At 68.3% G+C, this 14,609-nt stretch carries 12 protein-coding genes; 10 read left to right on the top strand and 2 right to left on the bottom strand.

The window, feature by feature from the left end; translation table 11 throughout:
• Position 1: 1 nt before the first annotated feature.
• Positions 2-1,156 carry a hypothetical protein gene (locus MEBOL_RS21690; RefSeq protein WP_245918712.1) on the top strand — a complete coding sequence of 385 codons (1,155 nt, stop codon included), beginning with the start codon at positions 2-4 and terminating at the stop codon, positions 1,154-1,156.
• Between the two features lie 6 nt (positions 1,157-1,162).
• Here MEBOL_RS21690 and MEBOL_RS21685 read toward each other — a convergent pair whose 3' ends face one another.
• A complete protein-coding gene (locus MEBOL_RS21685) occupies positions 1,163-1,447 on the bottom strand; it encodes a hypothetical protein (protein WP_095979240.1) in 285 nt (94 codons plus the stop codon).
• Between the two features lie 126 nt (positions 1,448-1,573).
• Here MEBOL_RS21685 and MEBOL_RS21680 point away from each other — a divergent pair, with 126 nt between their 5' ends.
• From MEBOL_RS21680 to MEBOL_RS21655, 6 genes are all read left to right on the top strand, one after another.
• The gene (locus tag MEBOL_RS21680) at positions 1,574-1,789 is read left to right on the top strand and encodes a hypothetical protein (RefSeq protein WP_095979239.1); all 216 of its coding nucleotides are present in this window, start codon (positions 1,574-1,576) and stop codon (positions 1,787-1,789) included.
• Positions 1,790-2,139: 350 nt separating this feature from the next.
• A complete protein-coding gene (gene ilvB, locus MEBOL_RS21675) occupies positions 2,140-3,939 on the top strand; it encodes a biosynthetic-type acetolactate synthase large subunit (RefSeq protein WP_095979238.1) in 1,800 nt (599 codons plus the stop codon).
• Positions 3,940-3,952: 13 nt separating this feature from the next.
• Positions 3,953-4,501, top strand: coding sequence for an acetolactate synthase small subunit (ilvN, locus tag MEBOL_RS21670; protein WP_095979237.1), 549 nt, complete (start codon positions 3,953-3,955; stop codon positions 4,499-4,501).
• A 47-nt stretch (positions 4,502-4,548) separates the two neighbouring features.
• Positions 4,549-5,469, top strand: coding sequence for a branched-chain amino acid transaminase (locus tag MEBOL_RS21665; RefSeq protein ID WP_095979236.1), 921 nt, complete (start codon positions 4,549-4,551; stop codon positions 5,467-5,469).
• Between the two features lie 68 nt (positions 5,470-5,537).
• Complete coding sequence (gene ilvC, locus MEBOL_RS21660) at positions 5,538-6,563, top strand: ketol-acid reductoisomerase (protein WP_095979235.1); 1,026 nt, start codon at positions 5,538-5,540, stop codon at positions 6,561-6,563.
• 147 nt (positions 6,564-6,710) lie between these two features.
• On the top strand, positions 6,711-7,499 hold the full coding sequence (locus MEBOL_RS21655; RefSeq protein ID WP_170115562.1) for a porin family protein: 789 nt from the start codon (positions 6,711-6,713) through the stop codon (positions 7,497-7,499).
• Positions 7,500-7,521: 22 nt separating this feature from the next.
• Here MEBOL_RS21655 and MEBOL_RS21650 read toward each other — a convergent pair whose 3' ends face one another.
• On the bottom strand, positions 7,522-8,439 hold the full coding sequence (locus MEBOL_RS21650; RefSeq protein WP_095979233.1) for an AEC family transporter: 918 nt from the start codon (positions 8,437-8,439) through the stop codon (positions 7,522-7,524).
• A gap of 274 nt (positions 8,440-8,713) precedes the next feature.
• Here MEBOL_RS21650 and MEBOL_RS21645 point away from each other — a divergent pair, with 274 nt between their 5' ends.
• Genes MEBOL_RS21645 through MEBOL_RS21635 form a run of 3 tightly spaced genes read left to right on the top strand, consistent with a single transcriptional unit; the run spans position 8,714 to position 14,538 of the window.
• Positions 8,714-10,123: a TolC family protein gene (locus MEBOL_RS21645; protein WP_095979232.1), complete on the top strand. Its 1,410-nt coding sequence runs from the start codon at positions 8,714-8,716 to the stop codon at positions 10,121-10,123.
• Positions 10,111-11,352: an efflux RND transporter periplasmic adaptor subunit gene (locus MEBOL_RS21640; protein ID WP_095979231.1), complete on the top strand. Its 1,242-nt coding sequence runs from the start codon at positions 10,111-10,113 to the stop codon at positions 11,350-11,352. Before MEBOL_RS21645 ends, MEBOL_RS21640 begins: the two co-directional genes overlap by 13 nt.
• 6 nt (positions 11,353-11,358) lie before the next feature.
• Positions 11,359-14,538, top strand: a complete 3,180-nt coding sequence (locus MEBOL_RS21635; RefSeq protein WP_095979230.1) for an efflux RND transporter permease subunit — start codon at positions 11,359-11,361, stop codon at positions 14,536-14,538.
• Positions 14,539-14,609 lie beyond the last annotated feature (71 nt).

Below are 14,609 nucleotides of genomic sequence, written 5' to 3'. Positions count from 1 at the left end.
CGTGCAGGACCCCCTGCCTCCCCGGCTGAAGGCCCTGCTCGAGGGTCTCACCTACCGTGAACTCGCCACCCGGCTGGAGAAGGTCTACCGGGCGGCGGCCCTGGCCATCGAGCGTCTGGGCCACGTCAACATCGTCAAATACGAGCCCACGTCCGTGGAGGAGGCGGGAGCGGACCTGTCCCTGTGGGAGACGATGGCGCCCGTGCTGCGGGACACGGTGGTGGACGTGAACGCCCTGGTGTCCGCCGTGAAGCAGGCCTTTCCGCCTCCCGAGCAGAGCACGCGGGATGGAGCCTGGGCGCCTCCGCCCGCGAGCTTCGACGAGCGGTTGGCGCAGGAGGTGGAGGCGGTGCTCAACGCGTGCGCGGGGCGGCTCGCCCAGCGCGTGGCGGACCTGGGCCAGCGGGTGCGCCAACCCGAGGTGGTGAGCGACCGGTGGGCGTTGATGGCCGAGCTCCAGTCGTTCCGCGCGGACTTCCGCGCGCAGATGGGGGACCTCGTGTACCTCACGGCGGCGGCGTTCGAGGAAGTACCGCGCGAGCAGGTGGTGCCAGGCTACGAGGTCCAGGTGGGCGCGGCGGCGGCGCTCCGGGGCGCCGTGGCGGACCTGCGCCGCTCGTTGCAATCGCGGTTGGAGAAGCTGGCGACGATGCCGCCCCGGGAGGTGCTGTCCCAGGCGCGGCGGCTGGAGGAGATGCTGGCCGCCTTCGGCACCATGCCGGCCTCGCTGACGATGAAGACGCGGGACAAGCGCCTGCTCGTGGAGCTGCGCGAGCGGCTGCGCGAGCTGGCGTCCAGGCAGGAGCCGGAAGCGGGCGAGCTGCGAGCGCTGATGGATCCCCTGCTCACGGAGCTGGGGCGGGTGGGCACGGAGCTGACGCAGCGCACGCTGGCGACGCACGACCGCGCCGTGTGGGCGGCGTGCGGTGCGCGGCTGGAGCAGGCGGCCATGCACCTGTTCCTGGGCTCACCCGGTGCCGAGCGCGTGGTGCGCGAGGCCCTGACGGTGGCGGAAGCCCTTTACGGCCGCACCCCGGTGTTCGACACCTTCCTGCGCAAGGCGCGCGTGGCCACCGGGCAATCATATGATGACGCGCAGTTGCGCGAGACGCTGGAAGTGTTCCGCGAGCGCCTCGCGGCCCTGCCCTTCACCTGAGGCGGGCTACTTCTTGGTGGCGTCCTCGGGCAGCGCGGGCGCGCCGGGGGGCGTGGCCAGACGAGGGACGACGCGCTGGTGGTAGCGCGACATGAGCGTCTCGGGCGTCAGTTCCTCCTGAGCCTGCTTGGGGCTCGACTTCCACTCGAAGTCCGCGGGCACCTTGCCCCCGCCCTGGCTCTTGTAGCCCATCATGTCCGGAAACTGCGTCGACCACCGGCCGCCCGGATCCGTCTCGCGGGTAATGGGCTCACGGTGGGGACGCGGGGTGTAGTTCTTGCCGTTGCTCATGAGGGGAGTCCTAGCAGGTGCGCCCTCGCTCCGGAACCCCTCAGCGGCCCGCTTGCCCTCCGAGGAAGCCACGCAATGCGACCCGGGTACCTTGTGGTCGGCGAATGCTGCGTTACGTGTAAAGACATGAACGGTTCACCTGAGAAGAAGGCCGGCGAGGGCATCGCCGAATTCATCCTCCCCGAGGGCTGCATGCTGTGCGGTGGCGCGGTGAACATCCGGAAGACGCCGGGTGGCGGCGCGCACAGCTACTGCCCCCATTGCCATTGGCTGTCGCGTCCCCGGCTGCGAATGCACGAGAACGGTCTGGAGATCGCTTACGCCACCGAGGCGTTCGCATAGAGCCGCGAGAGCGGACACACGGGCTTTAGCCAAAGGATTTGCAACCGAGGACCGAGTTGGCGCATGATGTCATCCGGTCCAACCCAGCCCAACCCCAGATGACGAACCCCTTCTCCCTCCTCGAGTCGACCCCGCGCCTGGCCCTGGGCCTTGGTGTGCGTTCGCTCGTGCGGGTGCTAGGGGCCCTTGTCGCCCTGGTACTTGTACGGCCCATCGTTCATGGGAGCGGACCACCGTTTTGAGACTGGATGACATCCAGGCTGGAACGAAAAACCCCGCCCCCGGAAACGGTGGCGGGGTTTTCGTTTTCCAGCGCCCTCAATCTCCTCGAGGTTCGCAGTGGAGGCGCAATGACGAAACCCGAAACAACCGCCAAGGCAGCACAGGGAACCCCCCCCCAGGACCATGCCTCTGGCGCGACGAAACGCACGGGCGCCGAGATCGTCTGGGACGTCCTCGCCAGCGAGGGGGTCGAGGTCGTGTTTGGTTATCCGGGTGGGGCCATCATGCCCATCTACGATGCCATGCATCAGCGGCCGATCCGCCATGTGCTCGTGCGCCACGAGCAGGCCGCGGCACACATGGCGGATGGCTATGCGCGCGCCTCGGGAAAGGTGGGTGTGTGCATGGCCACCTCGGGTCCGGGCGCCACCAACCTGGTGACGGGCATCGCCACCGCGATGCTGGACTCGTCTCCCATCGTCTGCATCACCGGGCAGGTGTCCTCCACGCTGCTGGGCAGCGACGCCTTCCAGGAAACGGACATCACGGGCGTCACCCTTCCCATCACCAAGCACAACTACCTGGTGACGCGAGCCGAGGACATCGCGCCGACGCTCCGAGAGGCGTTCTTCATCGCCCGCTCCGGCCGCCCCGGGCCCGTGCTCGTGGACATCACCAAGGACGCGCAGCAGGCCAGCACCGCCGTGGACTGGCGGGCACGTGAGGTGCGCTTGCCGGGCTATCGTCCGGAGCACCAGCCCTCGAAGGAGGAGTTGGAGCGCGCCGCCGAGCTCATCGCCGCGGCCGAGCGGCCCCTCATCCTCGCGGGCCACGGCATCGTCAAGTCCGAGGCCTCGCACCTCCTGATGGATTTGGTGGAGAAGACGGGCATTCCGGTGGCGAGCACCCTGCTTGGATTGGGCGGCTTCCCGGCGACCCACCCCCTCAGCCTCGGAATGATGGGCATGCATGGAGAAGCCTGGGTCAACACCTCCATCCAGGAGGCGGACCTGCTCATCGCCCTGGGCATGCGCTTCGACGACCGGGTGACGGGCAACCTCAAGATGTTCGCGCGCAAGGCCCGGAAGATCCACATCGAGATCGATCCCTCCGAGATCAACAAGAACGTCACGGTGGACGTGGGCCTGGTGGGAGACCTCCGCCGGACGCTCACGCAGCTGCTCCCCCGCATCCAGCAGCGCACCTGCGAGCCCTGGGTGAAGCACATCAACTCGCTCAAGGGCGACTCGGCGGTGCGAGACATCCAATACGTGCCGTCCAACGGCCGGCTCCACGCCGCTCACGTCATCCATGACCTGTGGTGGCTGACCCAGGGCAAGGCGCTCATGGTCACCGACGTGGGCCAACATCAAATGTGGGAAGCCCAGTACTACCGGCACGACCACCCCCGGCAGCTCATCACCTCGGGAGGACTGGGGACCATGGGCTTCTCGCTGCCAGCGGCCATTGGCGCACGGCTCGCGCGGCCCGGCGAGGAACTCTGGGTGGTGGTGGGTGACGGTGGCTTCCAGATGTCGGCGGCCGAGCTGTCCACCTGCGCCCAGGAAGGCATCAAGATTCACGTGGCCATCATCAACAATGGCTACCTGGGCATGGTGCGGCAGTGGCAGCAGTTCTTCTACGAGAACCGCTACAGCGCCACCACGTTGCACAACCCCGACTTCGTGAAGCTGGCCGAGGCGCACGGCCTGGCCGGCCTGCGCGTCACCCGCCGCGAGGACATCCCCGAGGCGGTGGCTCGCGCACGAGCCCACTCCGGCACCACGGTCATCGACTTCACCGTGGAGAAGGAGGACAGCGTCTACCCCATGGTGCCAACGGGCGCGGACCTCGGAGACATGATCCGCCGCCCCACCGAAGGTGGCGTGACGGGCGGAAGCACCCCCTGGAACAGCGGAGCCGTCTGAGGAACCCATACCCATGAGCCCCATCCAACAACGTACCTTCATTGCCCATGTGGAGGATCGCCCCGGTGTCCTCAACCGGGTCATCTCGCTCTTCCGGCGCCGGGCCTACAACATCGACTCGCTCAACGTGGCGCGGACCGAGCGCTCCGCCATCTCGCGCATCACCCTGGTGGTGCAGGCGGATGAGCGCGAGGCGCGGCTGCTCGAGGCCAATCTCTACAAGCTCATCAACGTCCTCTACGTGGAGCACGTCACGGCGCAAGGCCAGGTGGCGCGCGAACTGGCCCTCATCAAGGTGCGCGCCAACGAGGAGAGCCGCTCCAAGGTGCTCCAACTGTGCGAGGTGTTCCGGGCCCGCGCCATCGACGTGACCCCGACCTCGGTGATGCTGGAGCTCACCGGCACGCCCGACAAGATCGACGGGCTCATCGAGGTGCTGCGCCCCCAGGGAATCATCGAGCTGGTGCGCACCGGAGCGGTGGCGATGGCGCGCGGAGCCGAGTCCGCGCTCGCCGACCTGCTGGATACGCCCCCCGGAGAGCCGCCCGAGCGGGCCGCCTGAGACACGAACCGACATCCGCCGCATCGCGCTGGAGAGAAAGCACACATATGCAAAGCAAATACATCTGGATCAACGGGAAGTTGATGAACGGGGCGGAGGTACAGATGCCCTTCCTCACGCCCGCGGTGCACTATGGCATGGCGGTGTTCGAGGGCATCCGCTGCTACCGCGCGGTGAACGGTCCCGCCATCTTCCGCCTGCGCGAGCACATGGAGCGGCTCCTCAAGTCCGCGACGGTCATGGGCTGGCGTGAGCTGCCCTTCACCGCGGGCCAGCTCATCGAGGCCTGTGTGGAGACGGTTCGCGCCAATGGCCATGAGGAGTGTTACATCCGCCCGCTCATCTACCTCGGCGCCGGAGGTTGGAATCTCAACCTGGATGGAGGACAGGCCCAGGTGGGCATCGCGGTGTGGCAGTGGAACGCCTACCTCGGGCCGGAAGCCACCGAGAACGGTGTCCGCGCCAACGTCTCCTCGTACACGCGCCACCACCCCAACGTGTCGCTGACCAAGTCGAAGGTCGCCGGAAACTATCCCAACTCGGTGCTCGCGAAGACGGAGTCGGTCCGACTGGGCTTCGACGAGGCCATCATGCTGGACACCCAGGGCATGGTGGCCGAGTGCACGGGCGAGAACATCTTCCTCGTCCGGGATGGCAAGCTGCTGACCCCTCCGGATGCGCAGATCCTCGAGGGCATCACCCGGGACACGGTGATGATCCTGGCGCGGGACATGGGCATGGAGGTCATCGCCCAGCCCATCTCCCGCGACCAGCTCTACACGGCCGACGAGGTCTTCGTCACCGGCACCGCCGCCGAGGTCGTGGGCCTGCGCGAGATTGACTTCCGCACCATCGGCAATGGCCGCACCGGTCCCATCACCCGGAAGCTGCAACAGGCCTACCACGCCTCCGTGCGCGGTGAGCTGCCGCGATCCGCCAAGTGGTTGACCTACGTGCCCAGCAAGTGACGGCCCCCCCTCCGCGTCAAAACGCAGCCCCCCTTCCGTAATCCCCCCCACCACCAAGGACCACCCAGATGACGACGATCTATTACGACAAAGACGCCTCCCTCGAACCCATCCGCGCTCGCAAGGTCGCGATCATTGGCTATGGAAGCCAGGGTCACGCCCACGCGCTCAACCTCAAGGACTCGGGAGTGGAGGTGCGAGTGGGATTGCATGCCGCCAGCCGCTCGCGAAGCAAGGCGGAGGCGGCGGGGCTCAAGGTGAGCTCGGTCGCCGAGGCCGCGCAGTGGGCCGATACCATCATGATCCTCGCGCCGGATCAGACGCAGAAGCAGATCTATGACGCGGACATCGCGGCTCACCTCACCCGGGGCAAGGCGCTCTTCTTCGCGCATGGCTTCAACCTCCACTACGGGCAGATCCGTCCTCCCTCGGACGTGGACGTGCTGCTCATCGCGCCCAAGTCGCCCGGCCATCTGGTGCGCCGCCTCTACCAGGATGGGAAGGGAACTCCGGCGTTGATCGCCGTGCACCAGGACTCCACCGGCCACGCTCGCGCGCTGGGCATGTCCTACGCCCGTGCGCTCGGAACGACCCGGGCTGGCGTGCTGGAGACCACGATCAAGGAGGAGACCGAGACGGATCTCTTCGGCGAGCAGGCGGTGCTCTGCGGTGGCGTCACGGCGCTCGTTCAAGCGGGCTTCGACACGCTCGTGGAGGCGGGCTACCAGCCCGAGAGCGCCTATTTCGAGTGCCTGCATGAGCTGAAGCTCATCGTGGATCTCATGTACGAAGGCGGCATGGGCTGGATGCGCCACTCCATCAGCGACACGGCGGAGTACGGGGACTACACGCGCGGGCCGCGGCTCATCAACGACGGCGTGCGTCAGGAGATGCGCAAGGTGCTCAAGGAAATCCAGGACGGCGCCTTCGCGCGCGAGTGGATCCTCGAGAACCAGGCGGGACGCCCCATGTTCGACAAGCTGCGTGAGCAGGGCCGCCAGCACCCCATCGAAGACGTGGGCCGACGCCTGCGCGAGATGATGTCCTGGATTCACGAGGCCAAGAAGGACTCGAGCGATCCCACCTCGCGCTAAGGCGTTGAACGCAGCTCGAGGGGCCGGGGGCCGCCCAGGCCCCTCCCCCTTACTCAGCGCAGGGAAAGGACGTCACGAGGTCATTCGAATCTCCAGATAAAACCTGCCTATCTCCGGGTGGAGCATCGTATGGAATCGTGCTCCGCCATGAAGAGAACTTCCTCGCGTCCGCTACTCTTCTCCCTCGTCCTGCTCCTCACGGGCTGTGCGACGGCCCCTCGGGCCAAGCCCGCCTCGCAACGCCTCGCCGAACTCAAACGTGAGCGTCAGCTGAAAACAGCTCCCGCCTCGCCAACCGAGCCCGCGGCGAACGCGCCTTCCCCGGAGGAAGCGCCTACCTCGACCCCCGAGGCTCCGCCGCCCGCTCCTCCTATACCCGAACCTCTGCCCGTGGCGTCCGCCGCACCGGAGCCGCCCGCCGCACCGGAGCCGCCCTCCCCTGCCGTGGCGCCCGTGGCGCCCGTCCCGGTGAACGGTCCGCGCAAGGGAGCATTGGGCATCCATGGCTCCCTGTTCGGAACCAACCTGTCGGTGACCGGAACGACCCAGAGCTCCATCTCGGCGCTGGGCCTGCGCTATTTCGTCGCCGACTGGGTGGGGCTCAACGTGGAGGCGGGCTTCACCCTCGGCTCGGTGGAAAAGCAGAGCGCGTCCAGTTTGGGAGTGGGCGTGGGCGTGAACCTCTATGGCGACAGCGTGGACACCGCGCCGCGGCCCTACTTCACGGGCGGATTGGGACTGACCAGCGTGACGGCCGGCGAGAACGGGCTCGCCACCGTGTCCCTCTCGGCGGGCGGAGGATTGGAGTACTGGGTTCTTCCCTGGCTCTCGGTGGATGCGAGCCTGCTGCTCAACCTGACCACGAGCCCGGGCAATGAGGTGTTCGCCCTGGGCACGGTTCGTCCGGGAATCGGCGTGACGCTCTACACACCTTGAGCCTGGGCCCGCGGCGTCCAAGCTAGAACACGCCCACCGGGCCTAGCGCCCAAAGAATCCCGTAGAGCGTGAGGAACGACATCGGAACGCCCACCCCCACCATGAGGACCGCCAGTTCGGGGTCCAATTCATGTTCCACGGCGAGGATGGCACCCGTCACCATGGGCCCCATCGCGGCCTGGAGCACGGACACATCGAAGACGAGCCGGCTCAGACCCGGCACCCCGAGCAGCAGCAGCGCGATGCCGAGCGGCGCCAACACCAGTTTGTAACCCAATCCCAACCCCAGCGCGCGTCCCCGGCCCGCGAGCCCCGACAACCGTAGCTGATAGCCCACGGAGAAGAGCGCGAGTGGCGTGAGCGAGGCCCCCATCCGGGCGAGCACCTCGTCCACCCATCCGGGCCACGCCCATGCCTGCGAGAGAAATCCAGCCACCAGCGCCAGGAAGGGAGGAAAGGTCAGCACCTTCCTCGTGAGCGCCCCCAGGTCGGCATCCCGCGCGGCCGCGCGCGAGGCGTAGAGCGTGGCCACCGAGGACAACACCAGGAACGAGCCGAGCTGATCCACGACCACCGCCACCGTCACGCCCTGGACCCCCCGGACGCCCTCGATGAAGGGCAGACCCACGAACGCGGTGTTGCTCAGCCCTCCGGAAAGCACGAGCGCCGCCACGCTCCCCGGCGCGAGCCCCAGCCGGGGACCCAGCGCGCGGAAGAAGAGCCAGGCGCCCCCGAAGACGAGCCAGGGCGTGAAGGCGGCGAGCAGCAACTCCGGCGCGAGCGTGAGCCGATGGATGGACCGCAGCACCAGCGCGGGCAGCGCCACGTAGAGCACGTAGGTGTTGAGCACCGGCGCCGTCTGCTCCGGAAAGCGGCCACTGCGCCGCGCGAGCATCCCCAGCACCAGGCTGACCACCAACAAGGCCACGATCTGAATCATGGCCCCCTCGTACCCCGGGCGGAGGAAGCCGTACACCTACACCGTCGTGGCCCCGAGCGAGGGCAGCATCACCATCGCCGGGGCATGCCCGCCTCGCTGCTTTCCCGTGGCGAGCCCCTGGCCGCTCGCCTGGTCGGCTGGCACGGTGTGTCATTCCACGCCTTTGCCCACCGGAAAGTGCTCACCAGTCGGCACCAAGTGTTTCCTTCCATGTCGATCCGTCCCGGGCAAGCGGCGGAGCGTGGGCACCGACACCACTGTGTGGTGCCTGTCTATGAATCCCTTTCTTCTCGCCGCCCTGCTCGCGAACGCCCCCCTTCCGTCCGGAGAGCGGTGGGCCCAGGCCGACGCGCCCGTCGCCCCCGCGCCCCTCCAGCCCGAGGTGTCCGATCCGCAACTGGCTCCCGTGCCTCCGGCGCCCGTGCGGATGGAGTCCTGGGACCAGGCCCTCCAGCTCTTGCGCCAGCGCTCCACGGAGCTGGGCAATGCCCTGGCCCGGGTGGAGTCCGCCAGGGGACAGCGGCGCGTGGCGCTCGCCGGCCTGCTGCCCTCGCTCAATGGCAACGTTTCCGTGCAGCACAACCTGCTCGGCCCCACCGTCGCCCAGGTCGGCGCGGGCGCGGGTGCTGGGGCGGGGGTGGGCACCGGGACGGGCTCGACGGCCTTCACGACCACTTCGCCCCTGGGCACCGGCACCCTGACGGCCGCCGTGGCCTTGTTCGACCTCCAGTCCGTGCATTCGCTGCGCGCGGCGGACGCGACCCGCCGGGCCTCCGAGCTGTCCCTGGACGAGACGCGTCGGCAGCTCACCCTCACGCTGGCGCAGGCGCTCGCCCAGGTGGCCTCCTCCGAGCGCATCGCCGAAGTGAATCGAGTCAACCTGCGCTCCGCCCTGGAGCGGCTAGCGCTCGCGCGGCGCCGGTTGGAGCTGGGCGCGGGCACCCGGCTGGACGTCATCCGCCTGGAGCAGGACGCGGAGTCGGCGCGCGCCTCGGTGGTGTCCGGTGACGAGACACTGCGCCAGGCGAGGGATGGGCTGGGCCTGCTGCTCGGCGTCAACCAACCCGTGGGCTTGAACAAGGAGTTGTCCCTGGAGGAATTGTTCGCGCAGGGACAGCGCGAGTGCCGGGCGCTCCCGGACGTGAGCGAACGGCCGGACCAGGCCGCCGCTCGGGCCCAGTTGCTGGCGGCCGAGCGCTCCGTGTCGGCGGCCCGCTCGCAATACCTGCCCACGCTGGAGGCACAGAGCACCGCGCTCGCCTTCACGGTGGATCCAGGCTTCGCGCGGGTGCCCATCTGGAACATCGGCGCGGTGCTCACTCTACCCTTCTATGACGGCGGCGCGCGGGGCGGACTCGTGAACCAAGCACGGGCCCAGGAAGAGCTGGCCCGGCAGCAGGCGGTGGCGCTCGAGCGCTCCGCGACGGTGGAGGTGCGCCGCACGAGGCGAGGGGTGGACGTGGCCCAGGAGCAGCGAGGCATCGCCTCGCGGGCGCGCGACCTGGCGGACGAGAACGACCGGCTCACCCGCCGCTCCTTCGAGGTGGGCGCCGGAACGAGTCAGGACCTGGTGGTGTCGGCGGCGGCGTTGCGGCAAGCGGAGCTGAACCTGGTGGTGAGTGAATTCCAATTCTTCCAGGCACGGATCGAGTCCTTCCTGGCGGAGGCAGCATGCGACTGGTGAGGCGGGGAGTCTGTGGGGTGTGGTTGACCGTCGTGGCGCTCGCGGGTTGCCACGCGTCGGATGACAAGGCGAAGCCGCAGCAGGGCGGAGCGGCCACTCAGCAAGGACCGGGAGGACCCGGGGGACCGGGCGGAGGAAAGCCCCAGCAGGTGGAGGTGCTCGAGCTCGCGCCGGGAGAGGTGCGCGACGTGGGCGAGTACCTGGGCACGCTCATCTCCCGGAGCAGCATCACGCTCTACCCCCAGGTGAACGGCTACGTGCAGCGCATCGCGGTGCGGCCCGGCGAGCAGGTCCAGAAGGGCCAGTTGCTGCTGGAGGTGGATCCCCGGCTCGGCCGCGCGGGCGTGCAGAGCGCCCAGGCCCAGCGCAGCTCCGCCCTGGCCCAGCGGGAATTCGCCCGCGGTACGCGCCAGCGCGCCGAGCAACTGCTGCGCGAAGGGCTCATGAGCCGCCAGGACTACGAGCAGGCGGTGTCCCAGGCCTCGGCGGCCGACGCCAGCGCGCGCGCGGCCGAGGCCCAGTTGGAGCAACAGCAGGTGGAGCTCGGCTTCTACCGGGTCACCGCGCCCTTCGACGGGGTGGTGGGCAACATCCCCGTGAAGACGGGTGACTACGTCACCCAGCAGGTGGCACTCACCCACGTGGACCAGAGCCAGGCCCTGGAGCTGTCCGTGTCGGTGCCGCCCGAGCGCGCCGCCGAGGTGAAGACGGGCAGCACGATGGTGGAAGTGCTGGACACGGAGGGCAAGCCCGTGGTGCGCGCCCCCATCTTCTTCGTGGCGCCCACGCCCAACCCGAGCACGCAACTGGTGGAGCTCAAGGCCGTCTTCGACAACGACGTGGGCCTGCGCGCCGGCCAGGTGGTGCACGTCCAGGTGGTGTACGCCATCCGGGAATCCCTGCGGCTGCCCACCTACGCGGTGTCCCAGCAGAGCAGTCAGTTCTTCGCCACCGTGGTGACGCAAGCGGATGGAGGCGGCACCGTGGCCCAGCGGGTCCCCATCCAGCTCGGGCAGATCCAGAACAACTATTACGAGGTGCTCGGAGGCCTGAAGGAGGGCACGCCCGTTGTCGTCGGCTCGTTGCAGGCCATCCGCGACGGCCAGCCCGTGCAACCCAAGCCCGCCAGGCTGCGCGAGGAGGAATCGGGCATCGGGGGTGCCTCGGACGCGGGCACGGAAGCGCCCCGCGATGCCGGGACGGATGCCAGCATGGACGGGGGCCGGTGAGCGCGCATGTTCTCCGACTTCTTCATCAAGCGGCCCATCTTCGCGAGTGTCGTCTCCATCCTCATCACGCTCGTGGGCGCCATCTCCATTCCGGGTCTGCCCGTCGAGCAATACCCCGACCTGGCCGCGCCCCAGGTGACGGTGACGTCCACATACATCGGCGCCTCCGCCGAGACGGTGGAGAGCGCGGTGACGACGGTGCTGGAGCGTCAGCTCAACGGCCTGGAGGGCATGCGCTACATCTCCTCCAGCAGCACCAACAGCGGCCAGAGCACCATCACCATCACCTTCGATCCCTCGCGGGACATCGACGTGGCGGCGGTGGACGTGCAGAACCGCGTGGCCACGGCCAGCGCGCGGCTGCCCTCCGAGGTGAACGCCCTGGGCATCGTCATCAACAAGGCCCAGTCACAGCTGCTCGTCTCCTTCGGTCTGTATGACAAGGAAGGGCGCTACGACACGGGCTTCCTGAGCAACTACGCGGACGTCTACATCCGTGACGCCCTGTTGCGCGTCAAGGGCGTGGGTGACGTGCGCATCTTCGGCGAGCGCCGCTTCGCCATGCGCCTGTGGTTGGATCCCACGAAGCTCGCCAGCCGGGGCCTCACCGCCACGGACGTGACGAACGCGCTGCGCGAGCAGAACGTGCAGGTGGCCGCGGGCCAGGTGGGCCAGCCTCCCGCCCCCACGGGCCAGACGTATCAAATCAACGTCCAGGTGCTCGGCCAGCTGTCCACGCCCCAGCAGTTCGAGAACATCGTGGTGCAGCGCGGCGCGGATGGCTCGCTCGTGCAGATCAAGGACATCGGCAAGGTCGAGTTGGGCGCGGAGAACTACAACCAGCTCTTGCGCTGGAATGGCCGCGAAGCGGTGGGTCTGGGCATCTCCCAGCTCGCCGGTTCCAACGCCTTGCAGGTGCGCGAGGACGTGGAGAAGGAGCTGCAACGGTTGCAGCAGAACTTCCCGCCGGGCCTCGTCTACGAGCGCTCCTTCGACACCACGCTCGCGGTGCAGGAATCCATCCACGAGGTGGTCAAGACGCTCTTCGAGGCGGTGGTGCTCGTCATCCTCGTGGTCTTCATCTTCCTGCACGGCTGGCGCAGCATCCTCGTGGTGGCCACGACACTGCCCGTATCGCTCATCGGCACCTTCGCCTTCGTGAGCGCGTTCGGCTTCTCGCTCAACACGCTGACCCTCTTCGGCCTCACACTCGCCACGGGTCTGGTGGTGGATGACGCCATCGTGGTCATCGAGAACGTCGAGCGCGTCATGGTCGAGGACAACCTGGAGGCGCACGAGGCGACCCACCGGAGCATGAAGCAGGTGGGTGGCGCGGTGGTGGCCACGGCGCTGGTGCTCTCCGCGGTGTTCATCCCGGTGTCCTTCTTCCCCGGCACCTCGGGCGCCATCTACCGGCAGTTCGCCCTCACGCTCGCCTTCTCCATCGGCCTGTCCGCCCTGGTGGCGCTCACGCTGTCTCCCGCCCTGTGCGCCCGCCTGCTCAAGGCCCACGAGGGAGAGAAATGGCGCGTCTTCCAATACGTGGACAAGACGGTGGATGCCTTCCGGCGCGGCTACGCGCGCTTCCTGGGCCGCCTGCTCGGGCCTCGCACGCGCTGGCTCATCGTGGGGGTGTTCGTGGTGCTCATGGGCCTGACGGGGCTGCTCTACACGCTCACCCCCACCGGCTTCATCCCCGAGGAGGATCAGGGCTACCTCATCATCGCGGTCCAGGGCCCCGAGGGCTCGTCCCTGGACTACACCCGACAGGTGCTCATCCAGGTGGAGAAGGAGTTGGAGAAGATTCCCGAGGTCGCGGGCCGCTTCACCGTGGGCGGCTTCTCGGTGCTGGGCACGGGCCCCAACTACGGCACGCTCTTCGTCAACCTCAAGCCATGGGATGAGCGCGAGGAGAAGCAGCAGGCGTTGGCGGGCATCATCGAGCGGCTGCGCGGACCGCTCGCGGCCATCCCCGGCGCCCGCGTGCTGGCCTTCCAACCGCCCACCATCCGCGGCGTGGGCAGCGTGGGCGGCTTCGAGTTCGTGCTGGAGGATCAACAGGGCACGCACACGCTCGACGAGCTGTCGGCGACGACCCAGCAGCTCACGGGCAAGGCCAATCAGGCGGGCCCGCTGCGCAGCGTCTTCTCCTCCTTCACCGCCACCACCCCGCTGCTCAACGTGTCGGTGGATCGGGAGAAGGCCAAGGCGCTCGGCGTGTCCCTGAACGAGCTCTACTCCACGCTGCAGATCTACATGGGCAGCGCGTATGTGAATGACTTCACGCTCTCCAACCGCGTCTACCGCGTCTATGTGCAGGCGGCCTCGCCCTTCCGCAGCGAGCCTCGCGACATCTCCGCCTTCTACGTGCGCTCGACGACGGGGCAGATGGTGCCCCTGGAGAGCCTGGTCACGGTGAAGCCCGTCACCACGGCGCAGAACATCCAGCACTACAACCTGTTCCGCTCGGCGAGCATCAACGGCCAGGGCGCTCCGGGCACCAGCACCGGCCAGGCGCTGGAGGCCATGGAGACCGTGGCGAAACAGACCCTGCCCGCTGGCTATACCTTCGAGTGGACGGGCCTGTCGCTCGAGCAGAAGGAGGCGGGTGGCAAGGTGCTGCTCATCTTCGCCCTGGGCATCGTGTTCGTCTTCCTGGTGCTGTCGGCCCAATACGAGAGCTTCGCCCTGCCCTTCGTCATCATGCTCGCGGTGCCGGTGGCGATACTGGGGGCGCTGGGCTTCCAGCTGCTGCGAGGGCTCGTCAACGACGTCTTCTGTCAGGTGGGTCTGTTGATGCTCGTGGGCCTGTCCAGCAAGAACGCGGTGCTCATCGTGGAGTTCGCCGAGCAGCTGCGCCACCAGGGCAAGAGCGTGGTGGACGCGGCCATCCAGGCGGCGGACACGCGCCTGCGCCCCATCCTGATGACGTCCTTCGCCTTCCTCCTGGGCGTGCTGCCCCTGGTGCTGGCGTCGGGCGCGGGCTCGTCCTCACGCAAGTCCCTGGGCACGGCGGTGTTCGGCGGCATGCTGCTGTCCACCTTCGTCAACCTCATCTTCATCCCCGTGCTCTACACGCTGGTGGAAACGGCGCGCTCGAAGCTGCTCAAGCGCCACGAGCACGGCACGCCCCCTCCCTCCAAGCCCGAGGGTGGTGGCGGCGAGGGCACGCCTCAACCGGCGTGACGCGCGGGCACAGAGCCTCGTGACACGGCGGCGGGCGGACCCTCTTCACCGAGGGGCCGCCCGCCGCGTCG

Origin of the sequence: Melittangium boletus DSM 14713 (assembly GCF_002305855.1) — a bacterium.
GTDB classification, from domain to species: domain Bacteria; phylum Myxococcota; class Myxococcia; order Myxococcales; family Myxococcaceae; genus Cystobacter; species Cystobacter boletus.
The sequence above is the reverse complement of the archived record's forward strand: the minus strand, read 5'-3'. Positions and strand labels throughout refer to the sequence as shown.